Origin of the sequence: Paenibacillus sp. Soil766 (assembly GCF_001428105.1) — a bacterium.
GTDB lineage: Bacteria > Bacillota > Bacilli > Paenibacillales > NBRC-103111 > Paenibacillus_E.
In genome coordinates this window covers 42,098-60,820 of sequence record NZ_LMSJ01000003.1, presented here as the reverse complement: position 1 = coordinate 60,820, position 18,723 = coordinate 42,098, and the positions used below count along the sequence as shown (strand labels likewise).

Below are 18,723 nucleotides of genomic sequence, written 5' to 3'. Positions count from 1 at the left end.
AAAGGGGACCGCGATCAGATGAACAGACTTATTATTGTAGACGATGAAGATCTCATTCGTGAAAGCCTGTCGATACAAGTGTCAGAAATGGAAGGAGTTACGGTATCTAGCACGCTCCCGAACGGCCGCAAAGCACTGGACTGGCTCAAAGATCACTATGCCGATATTTGCATGACGGATGTTCGGATGCCGCTCGTTGATGGGCTGCAATTGATGAAAGAGATTAATCAACTGTATCCTTGGATGATATGTATCGTGATTTCAAGCTATGATGACTTCCAATATGCCAAAAAGAGTATCGAGCTTGGCGCCGTTGATTATGTGCTGAAGCCGACAGATAGCTCCCTCTTGCAAGAGGCTGTTCAGAAGGCAAACGCCCGCATTCGCAGTGGTCGGCGTAATGAAGCGAATCAGCTTCTGCTGCATAAGCTGCCCGTCTATAAGCCAATGCTGGACAGCTGGCTGGAGATGGTATTGTCTGTTTATTTACACGGGCAGCCGCTAATTATCGTAGACACGCTGGCGATGTTGGAGTCGTGGGTCGAAGGACGTTATGAAATTCTTAATGAGCTGTCCATGGCGTGGACGTCACTTGTTATCGAAGAGTTGAAGAAGCAGGACATTCACGTGAAGTACGAGGAAGGTGAGGATGTCGAGCTTGGCGAGCATAGCCTGAAGCACTCCGATGTGAGGCAGTATTTCCGTTTATGTGCGGTGAGACGGTTGGAGCAAGCGGCGAATATTCTGATGGATCGTGCACGCAAGGCGAAGAACCTGCAGAAGGAGAGCGTTGTTGACCAAGTCAAACGGTATATCGAAGAGCATTATGCGGAGAACTGGGGTCTACAAGAACTAGCGGATCATGTAGCGATGAGTCGTTCGTACTTAGCGAAGCTTTTTAAAGAGCAGGCGGGGATGACGATCTGGACGTATTGCGTTAACGTTAGAATGCGCAAAGCGCGGGATTTGCTGCTCACTTCGTCCTTGAAAAGTTATGAAATTGCTCTGCAAGTAGGCTATGAGAACAGCATCCATTTCTCCCGTATCTTCAAACAATATCATGGCTTGAACCCGATGGAGTATAAGGACCGATTTGGAGGTGAATAAGGCAAAGTGCAAGTAAATTGTAGCTATTTGCATCGCATTCATGCAGTAAAAAGCCTTTTTACCTCAGTGTTTTGAAAGCGATTTCAGTTTAAATTTAGGGAGGTTGAACTTAGGCCAAATTTGAGTGAAGAGGTGCATGCAGAATGATTTCACACAGAAAGAAGGTTTATGGTGTAATTGGGTTAGCGATTTCGATGTTGGTGAGCATGGCTCCCCCGGCATTGGCAGCAAGTACGGTGACGCTGTACAAAGACACGACGTACCAAACGATATGGGGATTTGGTGCGGCAGCCAATCACCCGGTGAATGAGTTGAAAACGAATTACAATGCAACAACGCAAGGTCTAATTTTAGATAAATTGTTCCGGACAGATGCCTCTAATGCTGGATTGTCAATTGTGAGGATGGAGATCAATCCGTATACGGCTGCGCAGGATGCTGTGCAAACAACGTTCATGCCTTCTTCAGGTGTGACGGACTGGAACACGGATCTGCATCAAAGATGGTTCGCCTAACAATGGCGGGCATCTGAGCACCTCGCAATACGATAATTTCGCTAATTACATGAAGACGTATGTGAATCAATATCGGAATGTGTTTGGATTTAATATTAAATGGGTCAGTGTGCAAAATGAACCCGATTTAGCGACGCCTTATGCGTCGGCGCAGTATACGACCAGTGAATTAGACCAAGTATCCGCGAAGGTGGCTGATGTGGTTCACAGCTTGAATCAAGGCGTACTGGTTGGCGCGCCAGAGGGCTCTAATCGAACCGCTTCGAACAACTACATGAACAGTTTCAGCGCAACGACGCGGGCGAAGTTGGATTTTGTTTCGGTGCACGATTACAGTACGTATGTCGAAGTGAACCATTACGGTAAACCGCTGATCGCGACAGAGGTCAGTAATTTCCAAACCGCCAACGATCCGAGTATCACGGATGGATTGAAGTGGGCCAACATGATTGCTGCTGACTTGAAGCGAGGCGAGCGAGGCTGGCTTTACTGGTGGGCGGTGAATCCAGCTTCAAGTGCCTCAGGTGAAGGGCTCATCAATCTAGGGGCCAATAATGCGTACACCGTGAATAAAAGGCTCTATGTAATGGGCCAATTCAGCCGTTACTTGCGTCCGGACGATACCCGCATTCTGGCAGCTTCGAGCGACAGCAATCTCGTTGCTATCGGTGGCAAGAATGGCACGGGTAGAGCATCCGTGGTGTTAATTAATAACAGCACGTCGGCTATCACGACGACGATTAGCGGTCTGACGATGGCTAATGTTTCAGGAAGACGTACCAGCGCAACTGAAGATCTGGCCAAATTAACAGACGTAGCAGTGGCGGGTGGTGCAATGACGGTTACGCTGCCAGGCAAATCCGTGACCAGTTATGTGGAGTATTAAGCGCTAAGCGACGTTTAACCGCTGCTAGATGTGGGTATCCTTTTACTAGAATGATAGATTCAAGTGAAAGGTGGCGTGTATGGCGATGACAACGGAGGCGACAACTTTATTCAAACCTGTCATTCCTAGCAAAATTGCAGCATCCATTGAGAGTCTTCGTGGCGAAGGTTGGACGGCGGACGATTTTCTTAACTTTCCGCGATATGACGAAGAGTGTGCAGAGGCGCGTATGTTGTATCACTTTTTTCGGAATAACCGGGTTACATTTGCGGCGGCAATTATTAATAGTTACCGTGTGCAGGAGATAAGCGACGTTCAGCGCGATGCGATGCTTTAGATGGAATTATGAAGGGGATACCTAGCACCCTGCATGCAACACCGAACGCCGAACACTAACACTGAGCACTGAACACCTAGTACCCATCAAACCCATCAAACCCATCTTCCTCCTGTCAGACCCAGTCCTACCTCCGCCGATTCTGGCTCAACTTGTCCCCAACAGCTACTATGGTGAAATAACTGTATTTTCTACAGGTAATCACAGCCGATTTTTGTATTTATGAAGAATAACTGGATTTCCTACAGCTAATTGAGCTCAATATGCTCGAAAGTAAAGGATTTGACAAAATTAGCTGTACATTTTACATTTAATTACTTATTTTGGTTGAAATTCGAAAAAATAGATGTAGAAAATCCAGTTAGTTGTCAGCGAATCGGGAACAGGTGGGTGAGCGACCGAGTGAGTGAGGGCAACATGCAATATGTAACTCATGGATGGGGGAGTCTATGAAAGCCTATGAAGTCTTGAGCAGAAGCGGTAAATGAAAATTTGTAGAGTTAAGCAACTGGTGGTGTGTTAGTAAGAGTTGATGTTATATTACTTAACATAAAATAACGTTAAACGACATAATACAAATATTTCATATTTAAATGTCACTATACTTGACATGATTATGATCGCCATGTATACTCTAATTAACCGCACGACGATGTGCAACTAATATTCGAGGCAATGGCGCCTATCCTACCACAGGATAGGCGTTTTCTGTCTTTTTGAAAGGGTGAATACGATGATGAAACACATGAAGAACCTTGTTTTGTTTATCCAATGTCTGCCTGTTGCTTTGAGATGGTACTAATTATTTCATGTTAGGTTTTACCACGCGAAATCTCAATTAGTTATAGACAACCTTTAAACGCGGTCGCTCATCCAGGGTGACCCCGCTTAAAGGTTTTTCTCATTTTTATGTTACATTCATACTTTGGGCAAGCTTTCATGATAAGATGTTGGCAAAGCGATATGAAAAGGGTGTACGATCAAGAGGAAGGGAAGTCACGGAATGTCAGATGAACAATTAGCAGTATTAGATGTATATATTGAGCAGGCCGGCTATGATGAGGTGCCGGATATTATTAAGGGGATTCATTTTACAGTGAGGCAAGGGGAGCTCGTAGGATTGTTAGGTCCGAACGGTGCTGGCAAAAGCACGACAATCAAGAGCCTTCTCGGTTTGTTGAAGGATTTTAAAGGCAAAATCTCCTTCATGGGTGAGAACAAAAGTTATGCCTATATTCCCGAGCACCCCATTCTGTACGATGAATTGACGTTGTGGGAGCACATGGAGTTCGCGGCATCGGTCTATGAGTTAGATCGCACCGTATTCTTAGAGCGTGCTGACGATCTCTTGCATCGGTTCCGTCTATTAGACGAGAAGCATCAATTACCTGGGAAATTTTCCAAAGGGATGCAACAGAAGATCATGCTGATTCTTGGTTTTTTGAATAAACCCGATGTGTACATCGTGGACGAGCCTTTCATTGGACTAGATCCGAAGGCGATCAAAGATTTCTTAGGGATGCTGGAAGAGGAACGGCAGCGCGGGGCAGGCATTCTGATGAGTACCCATGTGCTAGATACAGCGGAGCGGATTTGCAGTTCATTTGTGCTGCTTTCGGGTGGCAGATTGGTAGCGAATGGAACTCTGCAAGACATTCAAAAGCAATGCGACATGCCGGATGCAACGTTGTTCGACTGCTTCCATTCCTTACTATGAGAGGGGGCGACAGCGGTTTGAATAGTAGCTTTCAGGTTTTTACTCGCAGAGTACGTTCGGATTTGAAGTTTCAGTATCGAGCCTTACGCATGGCAGTTGATTGGGTCATTGCTATTTATTTCGTCATTCCTCTGCTAATCGTGGCGGGCTATCACTATTATGCGTGGTACATGACGCCACCTGCCTGGTTAAGCGGGATATCCGTACATACGGTTGCAACACTTTTTTACATTTTCACATGGCTAGGCACGTTGCGTTACTTTGTTGAAGAAGGCGATCAGTTATTTCTCCGGCAAAATGAAAGCTGGTTTCGACATCTCAGTCATCTCGGCTATCGGTATTCGGTGGTGCTGCAAGGAGTCACTTCTATGCTGGCAACGCTTCTTTTTCTGCCATTACTAGTGCCTGTTTATTCGTACAGCATCACACAAGTCGTGTGCTTCTGGTTGTTGACTTATGTAGTCAAGCTTAATGTAGGGCTAATTCGACAATTGCTAGCGCTTCGCTTCCATCGGTTCCTGCTTTGGTTGCTGCGTATTGTGATTTTTGCAGGAGGCTTATTCGTATTTCAATGGTTAATCGTGGAGATTAAGGATCAGCTTCTGTACAGTGGGCTTGTTCTCATAGTACTGATCGGAACATTCCTACTTCTAACTCGGACACGGCTACGCGAAAAAGGTACCTTCTTCGCGGATGTCGCGCGTGAACGCGATGCACGCATGCGGATTGTTTCTCTTATGCTAATCCGTGTGATGGAACGCAAAAGAAAACCTATGCGCCGATACCCGCTTCTGTTCAGCAGATCTCAGCGGTTGCTCAAAGGGAAAGGAGCCGGCACAGGAATTGCAGAGCTGCTAGTGAAATCGTATTTCCGAAATGGTCTGCAATGGCGGCAATCCATTCAGTTTGTCGTCGTCATCAGTGGAGTTCTGTTTATTCTGCCAGGTGCGATTAAAATCCTCGTCTGGATTGTTGCGGCTGTCCTACTTGTCTTCTGGCGCAAATCATTCTGCAAAGATGAACTGACGGCACCATTCCTGTCCCTATTCCCGATTAAAGACCCGATGAAACACCAAGCGATTCAGACGGCGATCCCTATTTTGGTGCTGCCAGCGATGATGGTCATTAGCCTAGTGACGGGTATCTCGATGCATACTTGGTGGGGTCCGGTTGTCATGATGGGAGCAACGGTACCGCTAACTTACGGAACTTCTTCGGTGTTTACTAGTTGGTATTGAGTTACTTGTTAAGTTAGGGAACTAAGGGGGAGTCAGGATGTTCTGGCTGCTCCTTTCCTCATGGAATAGAACTATACGGAATAGCGGATGCTACCCAATAATTCCCTCTACAAGGAAATGAAAGAGAGGCAAGTTTTGATGGAACTTTTGTTGCCTTTATTCATTGTGGCAGCAGTAATTGTAACAGCTACACTGCTCAATAAGCGTTATCCTCGAATCCCGTTGCCCTTCTACTTAATTGGTTTGGGCGCTTTGGTGTCATGGCTCCCATTCGTTCCTACGGATTTCGATTTTGAACCGGAAGCCTTTATGGTCTGTCTCATTGCGCCTATTTTATTTGGAGATGGACGTGTCATCTCACGCAAAGAATTGCTGGAGTACCGCAAGCCCATTCTGCTAATGGCGTTATGGCTTGTCGTCTTTACCGTCATAGGTATCGGATATTTTATTCACTATCTGATCCCTGCAATGCCACTACCCGTCGCATTCGCCTTAGCAGCAGTCATGTCGCCAACGGATGCCGTTGCTGTGAAGTCGATGACAAGGGGGCGGACGTTCCCCAAAGGTTTAATGCCGATCTTAGAGGGGGAATCGTTGCTCAACGATGCAGCAGGATTAGTTTCCTTCAAAGTAGCTTTGGGTGTTGTGATGACAGGTGTCTTCTCGGCCAAATCAGCAGCTTGGGAATTCCTGCTTGTCGCCATAGGTGGTATTATCGTTGGACTCGTACTAGGAGCGCTTTTGGTGAATTTCAGACTATTTCTACGAAGAAAAGGGCTGGAAGAAGTCAACTCGCTCGTCACCATTCAGTTGCTAACGCCGTTCGTGATCTTTATGGTTGCTGAGGAAATCCACGTTTCAGGTATCTTGGCCGTCGTTGTTGCGGGGATTGTGCACGGGTTAGAACGTGATCGGTTACAGCAAACAACGACCAAGCTGCACATCATCTCGACTAATACATGGTCAGTGCTGAGCTTCATTTTGAATGGACTTGTTTTTGCCTTGCTCGGCTTATTGCTGCCAGAGGTCATAACAGGATTAGTGCAGAGTGGCGAGGCTTCAATCTTGAAAGAGCTCGGATTAGCCGTAGCGATCTTTGCGGCGCTATTTGCGGCGAGGTACATCTGGGTCTATCTTTTTCACGACGAGTTCGTTCCTTCTAATCAAAATACGACGGAGCCAAATACTCAGACGAGCAGAAGGAGCTTTGCTCTTGCGGCTAGTTTCTGCGGCGTCCATGGTACGATCACGTTAGCAACAGCTTTATCGATTCCTTTTGAATTATCAGATGGAACGCCATTCCCTCTGCGCCATACTATTTTGTTTATTTCGGCTAGCGTCATCTTGATCAGTATGTTAGCTGCTACATTCGCCATGCCGTTTATTGGCAAGTCTGTCACCGCGGCAACTTCCGACCAGGCAGCATTGTCGTTGAAAGAAGCAAGTATTCAGTTGGCGAAGCGAACGATTCTAGCGCTCAAATCCGAGAAAAATGAGGAGAACTACGATGCTACTCTCGCGGTTGTTCAACAGCTGGAGGAGCAAATTCGGATGGACTGTTATGGGACGGTCAAGGTATCTGGTCCTTATATTCGAGAACTTCAGCAAATTGGCCGAACAGCCGAAGCCGTTAGGCTAGCTGAATTGATTGCGCAAGGTGTCATTTCGCCGCAGCTGCAGCCCGTGTTTGCTTTACTTCATCAGCCACAGTCGGAATCATTCTTTCTTGCAAAGCTGCAATACATGTGGGTTAGATTGAAGTTGAGTCTACTTAATCGCAAGATTCAGCAGCACCGGAGAGAAGGGATTCCAGAGAAATTCAGATCCGTCACCGAGATGTTTGAAGAGCTGCAAACGATTGAAAAACAGCTGCAAGAAGCAGCCGTTAAAGCCATTCGCAATCAGCAATCGCCGAAGCATCAGTTAGAGGCGCTGCTCGTTATCCAACACTACACTCGCAGTCAGAAACACGACGGTAAGCTTTTTAGCGAGCATTCGGAAGATGAGTTTCTACAGCAGTTGAGAATTGTTCAATTGCGAAGCGTACAGATGAAGCGGGATGGGATCCAAGAGTTGGAAGAGGCTGATCAAATCTCAAGTGGAACTGTGCTAGAATTATTGCAGGCGATTAATTATGAGGAAATGCTTATTTTGGATAATGGCGAGAAGTAGAATGGATACGTACTAACCGTTCATTCGCAGCATGGAAATGTGCAAGGAGATTAGGAGGAAGTTATGCCTTCTAATCTCCTTTTTTGTGCTATGCAACTAGTGTGGAAAATGCAGCAGTGCAACCTTTTTTTTATTGAATCAACCTGTCTATTTGAAATGCATCTCTCTTTCTCATTTCATCCACCGCAGCAAATACCATTCAACGACAACAAGATTAATGATTAATCCGAACCACACGTTGATGTTGAGAATCTCCGCAACCATCTGCTCTCGACCACCTTCAGAAAGATGGAATCCGTGCATAGCCAGATAGAGGAGAATGCAGATCGGCACGACAACCCTGGCAGATACAGCAACGAGTGTGACAGCATAGCTTCGCATCATCCAAATCCGATGCTGAGCGAGCTGTCCTTTGACCGCAAAGCGGAAACCATTCCACGTGGTGATTAGCCAAAGTACGCTTAAGACAAGGAATGCCATGGCTTTCGTGAAGTTTTCCGCGTAGAAGCTTAAAACAAGACCTAGACATCCGCTTAGCATGATGCTGAAAACATAGATGCGTCCGAGCGCTCGATGCCAGGCCGGATAGTTGGTGCGAAAGCGTACATGAAATTGGAACAAACCGCTGATCAGGGCAACCAGAGCAAGTGCAATATGACTTGTCAGCACCATGTAGTGCAAGGGGAAATTCACATCAAGCGCAACGCGGCTGTTCTCTGGATCTAAGGTGATATAAGGGAATACGGCTATGATGGCAACCGCAATAATGATGATAATGGAGATTATTCCTAGTTTTTTACTCATATATGGCTATAACCCCCGTCAATTGACTCACTCCTCTCTTAGTGTAAATCGTAGATCTAAACTGCTGTTTATTTATTTCTTAAAAGATTCTAAAGTGCGGGAGTGTGCAAGGATCGTTCACAGGCTATGTCACCCAAATTGTGGTAGTATTATAAAATATAAGCATTTGTAACTTCTTGGAGGTGGATCGGAATGGGTACGACTAAAATACCGCAAATACTTTCAATCATCGTGATGGCGGGTCTGATGACTTTGGCCGTTGTGAATGACGTCTCTAGCCGCAAAGTTATGAGTGCTCCTGAACTTCAGGTGGATGATAAAACAGACAATAGTTCAACGTGGTCAGCTTCTCCTGAACCGTTATTCGATAATAAAAATAACGAAAAGCTGAAGCCATTTATGGGGCTGATGTCTGGTTCAATTGCGATTCAATATCATGGGCCGCAACAGAATCTAGCAGTCGGTTTTGATTATTGGAATGATGGCGTGAAGAAGAATACGTCAGCGGGGATGAGCATGAGCATAATGGAGAAGGACAAAGACGAGATGGGTAATTACCATTTCGAAGGCGATTTTGTCTATTCGTTTAAGGATCGCCAAGATCCTAGCGGTGCTGTTTATAGCGAGTTGGAATATGCAATTATCAACCATAATGGTTATTATAGTTCGACAGTCAGAGTGGATAAACCGGTGGGAATCGGCATGACAGGTGAAATGAAATTACAACAGAGCGTCAAAGTCCCGCAAGATGAAAGCATCGTGGTATGGGGTTTGCAAGGAACCGATAAACAATCGATGTTATCGTATTCCACCATAGCTGAAACGCTGAAGATTGCTAAATGGGCCATGACCGTCCGACTAGGTTTTATTGGATTGAATGATGAGATGTAATCGGTGATGTTATGTATTTTAGTGCAAATTTATATGTGATTCAATGCATGTAATCTTATAGTAAATACCACTATGATAAGTTCATGAGTTCATATTATAGTGCAAAGATACTGGAGGGGTACTTATGCTGCATCCATTCATGGGAATCAAGGATTGGGATCGTATCGGCATGTCCGTAGAGGAATCAGCCAAAACCATACAACGCATTGCTTATGTCGATCGTCAACTTATGCGGATTGAGGCTGCGCATATGGCGGCTAGACCGGAGTATGAAATTAAAGGTGCGCTTGCGCGTTTGAGCTCGCAGGATGCGGAGCATCACGATCAATTCCGCAATCGAATTAAACAGCTGCGCATGAGCACGGTAGCTTTCGATAAATGTCCAGACACATCGCTGAACGAGCTGATGCAAACGGTGCTGAATTCAGCAACAACCTTGTGTTTGTTGACTGCACTCTTTGATGTAGTGAAGCCCGCGCAGAATGCGGCCCTTCATGCCTACAAAGGCAAAGCGCAGCCTCTCGTTGATGAACCTACGCTTCATATCATGAAGCATCAGCTTATCGACCGAGAAGAGCAAATGGATTGGGGGCGCGAGGCGCTTCAACGTGTGCTGGAATCGGCATCGGAGACGGAGAAGGAACAAGCGCAGCGCTGGAGAATGTATGTAGAACAATTGCTCGCAGCAGCGGGTGGTATAACAGGATGGGAGGAACGAGTTCCCGTAGAACCATCTGCGAGGATCGTAGCGGAGCCATTCGTCATGCCGCAGTTCAGTACGCGAGACAGTCGTTTCACCCCACAGGTCGTGAAAATGCAGGGCATGAATCTCCCTGACAATACGGAAGGAAGATTCATGACGATGATGCTGTCGAGGTATTACGAGATGTCGCCAGCGGAAGGTGTAGCTTATGTCCATTTCACAACAGAGGGCAAGCCATGGCATTTCTACCGCGATACGGCTAGACATATGTGGGATGAGGTTCGTCACAGTTGGTTTGGTGAAGCGGCACTTCGTGCGAAAGGGTACGATGTGTATCAATTCCCTAATTGGACGGGATGGTACGATATGACAGCGCAGCTTTTTGAAGGAACTGAGGCCTATTCGCACCTCACGATTGCCATTGAGAAGGCAGCGATGAAGTATCCACCAGGCAAGCGCGAGGAGTGGGAGTTCTGCCGCGATATCGCGAAGGATCCGCTTATGACGACATTTCAAGATTTTGACTGGGCAGATGAGGTTGTACATGCAGGCTTTGGACAGCGTTGGATGATTGAAGATGTTCATGGCGGCGATGCGCGCGCAGCTCAAGAGGAAGCTGAGCGAACAGTAAAGAAGCGCGCGGTATACATGGAGGCCCATGGTGATCTGAATAAAAATAAACCTGCGGGCAGCCTAGGAGGCTATTAATACGAATGATGGATCAATTCGAAATGACCAGGATCAATGATGGCTCTAATCGCCCGCCGCGGCTCGAAATTCATCAATCCATGTGGGCGATGATGGAGTTAGAAGAAGAGCTTCCGTTGGAGGCAAAGCTAGAGCGCATTGCGGGTGCAGGCTTTACTGGCATCTTGGCGAGAGTGCCGGAAATCGATGCTAGGGAGGAGTGGAAACGGCTGCTGAATCAATACAGTCTGAGCTTTGGCTCACATTGTTTTCCATTCAGCCCGAGTGACTTATCGTCCCATATTCAGCATGCGACAGATATGGATATGCTGTATGTGAATGGGCAGGTGGCGGACTCTTTTGTGATAGACCATGAGGCTATTGATCTGCTAAGTGGATTGGCCGCTGTATCGGCGAAGCAGAGCATGCCATTTTATGTTGAGACGCATCGTGGCAGAATTACACAAGACTTGATCCGCACTGTCCACTACGCGCAAGCGCTGCCTAATCTGCGGTTTACGCTGGATATCTCCCACTACGTGCTGGCAGGGGAAATGACGGAGAAGCAAGAAAAGGCGGAGCATCTTCTCGATACGGTGCTGCAACGAACCTCAGCGATTCATAGCCGTATATCGTCTGGTGAACAGATTCAAGTCGATGTAGGTTACTCGGATGCACTAGTGGCTCGATATGCAAAATGGTGGACCCAAGCGATGCGCTATTGGTTGCAGGAGGCTAAACCTGGCGATGTGCTTCCTTTCGTCTGCGAACTGGGGCCAGCTCCTTATGCGATTATGGGACAGGATGGACGAGAGCTCTCCAGTCGGTGGGAGCAAGCCTTGATTTTGAAAAAAGTGGCGCAAGATTGCTGGAAACATGTTACAGTAGAGTAAAAAGCGAGGATACCTTATGAAGCAAATCACTCTAAACCAATTGGATTTTATTCGCCAAGCAACCATCAAAGCGGTTGCAGGACTGTCGGAAGACACAATCGACCACATGCCCGATGGATTTAATAACAATATTCGATGGAATTTGGGGCACATTTATGTTGTGCAAGAGAAATTTGCCTTTCATTTTGCTGGAGAGCCGTTACAATTACCTGAGAACTTTGAGCGTTTATTTGCAAAAGGCACCAAACCAGCAGATTGGAACGAGGAACTTCCTTCGCTTGAGGAATTACTTGCGTTGCTTGCGGAGCAACCCAAACGGATTCAGAGTATCTTACAGGATCGCTTAGATGAGCAAGTCAAACAGCCTTTTACAACAGGCAGCGGTCTACGCCTAAATACAATTGGAGAATTCCTAAACTTCACGTTATATCACGAGGGTATGCACTTTAATACGATAACTACACTCAAACGATTTGCAACAAAGCGTCAGCCATAGCAACGAACGATAAGGAAAACCTCTTCGCATATGCTTATGAAGAGGTTTTTTTGTCGACTATGATATAATTGGGAAAGTAGCATGTTGGAGTAAGAAAGAGGAGATACGATGACAGATCACATTGCAAAACAAGATACAGGTTGGAATTTGGATAACAGTTACGCACGACTTCCGCAATCCTTCTTTACGAAAGTTGATCCTACGCCTGGGCGCGCACCGAAGTTGATTATTCTAAATGAACCCGTGGCAGAGGCGCTGGGATTACATGCTTCGGCATTGCGAAGCGAAGAAGGTGTTGCTACACTCGCAGGCAATCATATTCCAGACGGTTCGACACCGCTTGCGCAAGCTTATGCTGCGCATCAATTTGGGCATTTTAACATGTTAGGGGATGGCCGGGCTATCTTGCTGGGCGAACAGATCACGCCTCTAGGGGAACGGGTGGATATCCAACTGAAGGGCTCGGGCAGAACACCCTACTCCCGTCGAGGCGATGGCCGTGCAGCCCTTGGACCCATGCTGCGCGAATACATCATCAGCGAAGCAATGGTCGGACTTGGTATCCCTACGACGCGAAGCTTAGCAGTTGTTACAACGGGTGATGTTATTTACCGTGAAATCGAGCTGCCTGGCGCAGTTCTCACACGACTAGCGGCAAGTCATATCCGCGTTGGTACTTTTCAATATGCTGCGCAATATGGCACCATCGAGGATCTTCGTGCGATTGCGGATTACACCATACAGAGACATTATCCAGAGCTAGATGCGCAGGGTGACCCTAATGAGCACCGCTATCTTCGCTTCCTTCAGGAAGTGATTAAGCGTCAAGCCAAGCTCATTACGAAATGGCAGCTCGTTGGCTTTATTCACGGCGTAATGAACACCGATAATATGGCGATTAGCGGAGAAACGATTGATTATGGTCCTTGTGCCTTTATGGATGCCTATGACCCTGCCACGGTGTTCAGCTCCATCGACACGCATGGTCGCTACGCCTATGGTAATCAACCGCGTATTGCGGTATGGAATCTCGCAAGATTTGCAGAAACACTGTTGCCGCTGCTGCATGCTGACGAGGAGCAAGCCATTAAACTAGCTGAAGGTGCGCTGTCCGAATTTTCCACGACCTATCAACAAGCGTGGCTTACGGGAATGAGAGCGAAGCTCGGGATCTTTCATGAAGAGCAAGAAGATCTTGCGCTAATCGAAGGCTTGCTAAGCATGATGGAGAAGCATAGTGCAGACTATACGAATACTTTCTTAGCATTGACGTTTGATACAATAGAGGAATCAGTCCTGTTCGGTACGCCAGAGTTTGCCCCTTGGCAGGAACAATGGCAGGCGAGACTAGGCAGACAACAGGAAGACCAGACGTCGTCACAGCAATTGATGCGCAGCAGCAATCCTGCCGTCATTCCTCGCAACCATCGGGTAGAAGAAGCGTTAGAAGCCGCGGTCGAACATGGTGACAACAGCGTGATGGAGCGACTTCTTGCTGTGCTTGCGAATCCCTTCGCACACGCACCTGAGCAAGCAGAGTATGCCGCGCTGCCGGAGCCTTCGGCTTGTGCGTATCAAACGTTTTGTGGCACCTGAGTACGCGATCCCATGACTATCCGCTAATGGAATCCGCACCGCGCGCTATCCCAGGGGCGCGGTGCATGTCACACGGTGGGTTACGCGGTGGCCCTCAAATCCGATTAACTGGATTTTCTCCATCTATTCCTGGAATTAAGGGAAATTGGCCAAATTTAACTGTATGTTTTCCATCTAAACTGTCGGCTACCTACCCCGCGCCATCGAGCAAAAGTTGCAGATGTTGAGCGGATTACGTTACGTAGGAAGGGGATACTGATGCAAATTGCGGTTGCAACTAATGCTGACTATGCATATCTACAAGTACGTGACCATCACGTTCTACAGAGCTTAATTTTAAAGAAAATTAATGATCAAGAAATATATATGCTGCGGGACGAAAATGAGAATAATATCGGATGGATGAGATTCGGATATTTCTGGGACAACACACCATTCATGAACATGCTATGGCTCGAAGAACAATATCGAGGTCAGGGATTCGGTAAGCATGTCGTCCTTTATTGGGAAAAAGAAATGAGGAATAAGGGCTTTAAGGTAGTTATGACCTCCACTTCAGCTAGTGAAGAGGCTCAGCACTTCTATAGAAAATTAGGCTATCGCGATGCAGGATGTTTGTTACTCGATAATGAGCCGCTAGAAATGATTATGACCAAGAAATTCAAATAAACTATTGACGAACAATAAGATTGCTGATAAATTAAAACCAAGTAATCTTATAAGAATAATTATGTATCGACCGGACCACCGGAGACACAAGCGAAACTTCCATGAATGGGGAGAGCTGTGTCTCTTTTTTGTATCCAATCGGTGCACGCTGTAAACAAACTATATAAGAAATAAGGGGGGCTTTATCATGAGAAAAAATCTACTCACGAGTCTTGTATTATCCACTTTGCTAGTTACGGTGTTGAGCGGTTGCGGAGCGGCATCTAAGTCGACAACGGGTGCAGCAGTCGATACGAAAGCGCCTGCGGCTACAACGAAATCAGAGAAAAGCACAACACTGCGCATCGGTTATCAGAAATACGGCACCGTGAACTTCCTGAAAGCGAACGGCGAGCTCGATAAAGCGTTAAAAGAAAAAGGCATCACCATCCAATGGACGGAGTTTCCGGGTGGGCCGCAGCTGCTAGAAGCGATGAATGTTGGCAGCATTGATGTGGGGCATACGGGTGAGGCGCCACCGATTTTTGCACAAGCCGCAGGAACGCCGCTGGTTTACTTAGGGCATGAACCAGCAAGCCCTGCTAGTGAAGCGATCCTCATCCCGGAGAAGTCGGAAATTAAATCTGTTGCTGAGCTGAAAGGCAAGAAAGTTGCTTTGAACAAAGGTTCTAACGTGCATTACCTGTTAGTGAAGCAGCTAGAAAAAGCTGGGTTGAAATATGAAGATATTCAAGTTGTTTTCCTCCCTCCAGCAGATGCTAGAGCAGCGTTTGAGAAAGGCAGCGTCGATGCTTGGGTGATCTGGGATCCCTTCTTCTCAGCAGCAGAAACTTCCGCCAAAGCGAAAATCTTGGCTGACGGCAAAGACACCGTTGCGAATCATGAGTTTTATCTAGCTACTCGCTCCTATGCAGAAAATAATAAAGATACGGTCAAAATCGTATTAGATCAACTGGCCAAAGTAGATACATGGTCCAAAGATCATCCCAAAGAGCTTGCCGAGACGTTGTCTCCGCAGTTAGGTATTGACGTACCTTCCTTGGAACGCGCTGCAAAACGCAGAACATACGGCATTTTACCGATTGATGATGCGTTGATTATTGAACAACAGAAAATCGCCGATACCTTTTTCAAACTAGGACTGATCCCGAAGGAAATTAAAGTGAAAGATGCCGTATTGCCAGCTACGAAATAGGTTCGAGCTATTTATAAATGATAAGGGAGACGATGAAGATGGAAGTATTCTGGTTCATTCCGACACACGGAGACAGCAGATACATTGGTACAACGAAAGGGGCACGCGCAGTTGATTATGGCTATATGAAGCAGATTGCGCAAGCGGCTGATCAATTAGGTTATGGTGGCGTGCTGCTGCCGACGGGTAGATCTTGCGAGGATGCATGGGTTGCGGCATCTTCCTTAATTCCCGTGACAGAGCGGCTAAAATTCCTAGTCGCAGTCAGACCGGGCTTGATGTCGCCGACTCTTTCGGCCAGAATGGCTTCCACCTTCGATCGGTTATCGGATGGTCGGTTATTGATCAACGTCGTCACAGGCGGCGATGCCAAAGAGCTTGAAGCGGAGGGACTCTTCCTGGAGCATGATGCTCGCTATAAGTTGACCGATGAATTCCTGCACATCTGGCGCAATGAGCTGGCTGGTGAGCAAGTCGATTTTACAGGTGAACATTTGAAAGTCAAAGGCGGGAAGATTGTTTATCCGCCAATCCAAGCACCATACCCTCCGATCTATTTCGGTGGTTCCTCAGAAGCAGGAATTGAAGTAGCAGCAGATCATGTCGATGTGTATTTAACGTGGGGAGAGCCGCCAGCTCAAGTCGCTGAGAAAATCAAGACAGTTCGCGAAGCAGCAGCGAAGCGAGGCCGCACGGTGAAGTTTGGTATTCGCTTGCATATCATCGTACGTGAAACCGCTGAGGAAGCTTGGGCAGATGCCAATCGCCTCATTTCCCATTTGGATGATGAGACCATTGCTTCTGCGCAGAAAATATTTGCAACCATGGACTCTGTCGGCCAACGCCGAATGGCAGAGCTGCACAAAGGCGATCGGACCAAGTTGGAGATTAGTCCTAATCTGTGGGCAGGCATCGGGCTTGTGCGCGGAGGTGCAGGGACAGCATTGGTCGGTGATCCGGAGACGGTTGCTACGCGAATGAAGGAATATGCAGAGCTAGGCATTGAGACGTTTATTTTCTCAGGCTACCCGCACTTGGAGGAGGCTTATCGGACAGCAGAGCTGCTATTCCCGCATTTGCCTCTGCAAACCAATAAGAAACGCTCTTCGGAATCTGCGAATTACGTAAGTCCTTTTGGAGAACTCATCGCCAACACCGAGTTGCCGAAGCCAGCAAAGGGGGTTCGGTCCGATGACAACCAACCTGTCAAAGTCTCTGGGTAATGGGCTGCTCCCTTGGGCGCTTCCAATTGTACTTCTTGTTTTATGGCAGCTATTAGGACAGTTTGGGGTGATATCCACCCGAATTCTATCTACACCTTCGGCTGTATTCGCAGCTGGCGTTCATTTGGCAGAGAAAGGAACCTTGTTTACGTATATCGGTGCTAGCTCCAAACGAGCATTTATCGGCTTTGCGATTGGCGGCAGTATCGGTTTTGCTCTAGGTTTAATTAATGGACTCTATCCTATTCTTGAAAAAGTGACGGACACATCCGTACAAATGCTGCGGAATATTCCTCATCTAGCGATGATTCCGTTGGTCATCCTCTGGTTCGGTATTGGAGAAGAAGGCAAGCTCTTCCTAGTTGCGTTAGGTGTCTTCTTCCCCATTTATTTAAATACCTTCCATGGTATTCGATCTGTAGATCCGGGTCTGATCGAAATGGGTCGCGTTTACGGGCTTCGCCATTTTCATTTGTTCCGCAAAATCATTATTCCCGGTGCGCTGCCCTCGATTCTAGTTGGGGTTCGTTTCTCTCTAGGTATTATGTGGATAACTTTAATCGTGGCCGAAACGATTTCGTCCAGTTCAGGGATTGGCTATATGGCGATGAATGCTAGAGAATTTTTGCAAATGGATGTCGTTATTCTGAGTATTATCGTCTATGCTCTACTTGGTAAAATATCCGATTATTTAGCAAAGCTACTGGAACATGCATGGCTGCAATGGCATCCTAATTTCTTGAAATCATAAAGGAGAGTGGGTACGATGGCGGAAGGTACTGGCATTCGATTACAAGTGAAGCAGGCTGCGAAAGTTTTTGGCCAAAAGCAAGTGCTGCAAGGTGTAGAGTTGGATGTAGCACCAGGCGAGTTTATTGCGATTGTCGGGCGAAGCGGATGCGGCAAAAGCACACTGCTGCGCTTAATCGCTGGGTTGGATAAGCCTTCGAGCGGCCAAATCGAGGTCGACGGCCAGGCGCTCAAAGGCATCCATTCTGAAACACGTGTGTTGTTTCAGGATGCGCGCCTGCTTCCGTGGAACCGCGTGCTCGCGAATGTTCAGGTTGGGGTGAGAGATGGCTCACGTTGGAGAGCCGAAGAGGTTCTTGCGCAAGTGGGGCTGGCGGATAGGACGAATGAATGGCCGGGAGTACTGTCTGGGGGGCAACGCCAACGCGTTGCACTGGCCCGTGCTTTGGCTGGGCAGCCTCGCCTGCTGCTGTTGGATGAGCCGCTCGGCGCGCTGGATGCGCTGACACGCATTGAGATGCAGCAGCTCATTGAGCGGCTGTGGTACCAGCAGAAGTTTACGGCGCTGCTCGTTACGCATGATGTTTCCGAAGCCGTTCAGCTGGCGGATCGTGTTATTTTAATCGAAGAGGGCCAGATTGCCCTCGATGTGAAAATCTCGCTCCCACGCCCACGCGTGCGGGACAGCGGGTTCGCCTATTTTGAACAGTTGATTCTGGATCGCATCCTGGTGAAGGAGCAGAATCCTGCTCTAGGGGATATTACACCAAATAACAAGTACGCGTATTCGATCTAGCGTTTGCATATAAAAAGCACTCCAAGGCAGCATGACTGCTATGAAGTG

The 18,723-nt window shown here is 47.3% G+C and carries 18 protein-coding genes; 17 read left to right on the top strand and 1 reads right to left on the bottom strand.

What is annotated here, in order from left to right; all coding sequences use genetic code 11:
* Positions 1-18 precede the first annotated feature (18 nt).
* From ASG89_RS03145 to ASG89_RS03115, 7 genes are all read left to right on the top strand, one after another.
* Entirely contained in the window at positions 19-1,107 is a 1,089-nt protein-coding gene (locus ASG89_RS03145) for a response regulator transcription factor (protein ID WP_057308854.1), read from the top strand.
* Positions 1,108-1,250: 143 nt separating this feature from the next.
* On the top strand, positions 1,251-1,622 hold the full coding sequence (locus tag ASG89_RS03140; protein ID WP_057308853.1) for a hypothetical protein: 372 nt from the start codon (positions 1,251-1,253) through the stop codon (positions 1,620-1,622).
* A gap of 49 nt (positions 1,623-1,671) precedes the next feature.
* Complete coding sequence (locus tag ASG89_RS03135) at positions 1,672-2,508, top strand: glycosyl hydrolase (protein ID WP_157276500.1); 837 nt, start codon at positions 1,672-1,674, stop codon at positions 2,506-2,508.
* 79 nt (positions 2,509-2,587) lie between these two features.
* On the top strand, positions 2,588-2,845 hold the full coding sequence (locus ASG89_RS03130) for a hypothetical protein (RefSeq protein ID WP_057308851.1): 258 nt from the start codon (positions 2,588-2,590) through the stop codon (positions 2,843-2,845).
* A gap of 1,003 nt (positions 2,846-3,848) precedes the next feature.
* Positions 3,849-4,562: an ABC transporter ATP-binding protein gene (locus tag ASG89_RS03125; protein ID WP_057308850.1), complete on the top strand. Its 714-nt coding sequence runs from the start codon at positions 3,849-3,851 to the stop codon at positions 4,560-4,562.
* Between the two features lie 17 nt (positions 4,563-4,579).
* Positions 4,580-5,800, top strand: coding sequence for an ABC transporter permease (locus ASG89_RS03120; protein ID WP_057308849.1), 1,221 nt, complete (start codon positions 4,580-4,582; stop codon positions 5,798-5,800).
* 138 nt (positions 5,801-5,938) lie between these two features.
* Positions 5,939-7,972, top strand: a complete 2,034-nt coding sequence (locus tag ASG89_RS03115) for a Na+/H+ antiporter (protein WP_057308848.1) — start codon at positions 5,939-5,941, stop codon at positions 7,970-7,972.
* A gap of 171 nt (positions 7,973-8,143) precedes the next feature.
* On the opposite strand, the gene ASG89_RS03110 is transcribed toward ASG89_RS03115, so the two are convergent.
* Positions 8,144-8,776, bottom strand: coding sequence for a DUF2306 domain-containing protein (locus ASG89_RS03110; RefSeq protein WP_057308847.1), 633 nt, complete (start codon positions 8,774-8,776; stop codon positions 8,144-8,146).
* A gap of 192 nt (positions 8,777-8,968) precedes the next feature.
* On the opposite strand from ASG89_RS03110, the gene ASG89_RS03105 reads away from it, so the two are divergent.
* The 10 genes from ASG89_RS03105 to ASG89_RS03060 all read left to right on the top strand — a co-directional run bounded on the left by ASG89_RS03105 (position 8,969) and on the right by ASG89_RS03060 (position 18,675).
* Positions 8,969-9,667: a hypothetical protein gene (locus tag ASG89_RS03105; protein WP_057308846.1), complete on the top strand. Its 699-nt coding sequence runs from the start codon at positions 8,969-8,971 to the stop codon at positions 9,665-9,667.
* A gap of 124 nt (positions 9,668-9,791) precedes the next feature.
* Positions 9,792-11,078, top strand: a complete 1,287-nt coding sequence (locus tag ASG89_RS03100; RefSeq protein ID WP_057308845.1) for an RAP domain-containing protein — start codon at positions 9,792-9,794, stop codon at positions 11,076-11,078.
* Between the two features lie 5 nt (positions 11,079-11,083).
* Complete coding sequence (locus ASG89_RS03095) at positions 11,084-11,950, top strand: hypothetical protein (protein WP_057308844.1); 867 nt, start codon at positions 11,084-11,086, stop codon at positions 11,948-11,950.
* A 16-nt stretch (positions 11,951-11,966) separates the two neighbouring features.
* Positions 11,967-12,446, top strand: coding sequence for a DinB family protein (locus ASG89_RS03090; RefSeq protein ID WP_057308843.1), 480 nt, complete (start codon positions 11,967-11,969; stop codon positions 12,444-12,446).
* 108 nt (positions 12,447-12,554) lie between these two features.
* Positions 12,555-14,042 (top strand): protein adenylyltransferase SelO, encoded by a 1,488-nt coding sequence (locus tag ASG89_RS03085; protein WP_057308842.1) that lies wholly within the window; start codon positions 12,555-12,557, stop codon positions 14,040-14,042.
* Positions 14,043-14,300: 258 nt separating this feature from the next.
* A complete protein-coding gene (locus ASG89_RS03080; protein ID WP_057308841.1) occupies positions 14,301-14,711 on the top strand; it encodes a GNAT family N-acetyltransferase in 411 nt (136 codons plus the stop codon).
* Positions 14,712-14,898: 187 nt separating this feature from the next.
* Positions 14,899-15,906, top strand: coding sequence for a sulfonate ABC transporter substrate-binding protein (locus ASG89_RS03075; protein ID WP_057308840.1), 1,008 nt, complete (start codon positions 14,899-14,901; stop codon positions 15,904-15,906).
* Positions 15,907-15,944: 38 nt separating this feature from the next.
* Positions 15,945-17,129, top strand: a complete 1,185-nt coding sequence (ssuD, locus tag ASG89_RS03070) for an FMNH2-dependent alkanesulfonate monooxygenase (protein WP_057308839.1) — start codon at positions 15,945-15,947, stop codon at positions 17,127-17,129.
* A complete protein-coding gene (locus ASG89_RS03065; RefSeq protein WP_057308838.1) occupies positions 17,098-17,880 on the top strand; it encodes an ABC transporter permease subunit in 783 nt (260 codons plus the stop codon). Before ssuD ends, ASG89_RS03065 begins: the two co-directional genes overlap by 32 nt.
* A gap of 15 nt (positions 17,881-17,895) precedes the next feature.
* Entirely contained in the window at positions 17,896-18,675 is a 780-nt protein-coding gene (locus ASG89_RS03060) for an ATP-binding cassette domain-containing protein (protein ID WP_057308837.1), read from the top strand.
* Positions 18,676-18,723 lie beyond the last annotated feature (48 nt).

Coding starts and splice junctions, on each gene's coding strand:
- ASG89_RS03140 (WP_057308853.1), top strand. CDS start 1,251: ATGATTTCACACAGAAAGAAGGTTTATGGTGTAATTGGGTTAGCGATT.
- ASG89_RS03095 (WP_057308844.1), top strand. CDS start 11,084: ATGATGGATCAATTCGAAATGACCAGGATCAATGATGGCTCTAATCGC.
- ASG89_RS03060 (WP_057308837.1), top strand. CDS start 17,896: ATGGCGGAAGGTACTGGCATTCGATTACAAGTGAAGCAGGCTGCGAAA.
- ASG89_RS03145 (WP_057308854.1), top strand. CDS start 19: ATGAACAGACTTATTATTGTAGACGATGAAGATCTCATTCGTGAAAGC.
- ASG89_RS03135 (WP_157276500.1), top strand. CDS start 1,672: ATGAAGACGTATGTGAATCAATATCGGAATGTGTTTGGATTTAATATT.
- ASG89_RS03075 (WP_057308840.1), top strand. CDS start 14,899: ATGAGAAAAAATCTACTCACGAGTCTTGTATTATCCACTTTGCTAGTT.
- ASG89_RS03085 (WP_057308842.1), top strand. CDS start 12,555: ATGACAGATCACATTGCAAAACAAGATACAGGTTGGAATTTGGATAAC.
- ASG89_RS03065 (WP_057308838.1), top strand. CDS start 17,098: ATGACAACCAACCTGTCAAAGTCTCTGGGTAATGGGCTGCTCCCTTGG.
- ASG89_RS03090 (WP_057308843.1), top strand. CDS start 11,967: ATGAAGCAAATCACTCTAAACCAATTGGATTTTATTCGCCAAGCAACC.
- ASG89_RS03110 (WP_057308847.1), bottom strand. CDS start 8,776: ATGAGTAAAAAACTAGGAATAATCTCCATTATCATCATTATTGCGGTT.
- ssuD (WP_057308839.1), top strand. CDS start 15,945: ATGGAAGTATTCTGGTTCATTCCGACACACGGAGACAGCAGATACATT.
- ASG89_RS03105 (WP_057308846.1), top strand. CDS start 8,969: ATGGGTACGACTAAAATACCGCAAATACTTTCAATCATCGTGATGGCG.
- ASG89_RS03100 (WP_057308845.1), top strand. CDS start 9,792: ATGCTGCATCCATTCATGGGAATCAAGGATTGGGATCGTATCGGCATG.
- ASG89_RS03125 (WP_057308850.1), top strand. CDS start 3,849: ATGTCAGATGAACAATTAGCAGTATTAGATGTATATATTGAGCAGGCC.
- ASG89_RS03080 (WP_057308841.1), top strand. CDS start 14,301: ATGCAAATTGCGGTTGCAACTAATGCTGACTATGCATATCTACAAGTA.
- ASG89_RS03130 (WP_057308851.1), top strand. CDS start 2,588: ATGGCGATGACAACGGAGGCGACAACTTTATTCAAACCTGTCATTCCT.
- ASG89_RS03115 (WP_057308848.1), top strand. CDS start 5,939: ATGGAACTTTTGTTGCCTTTATTCATTGTGGCAGCAGTAATTGTAACA.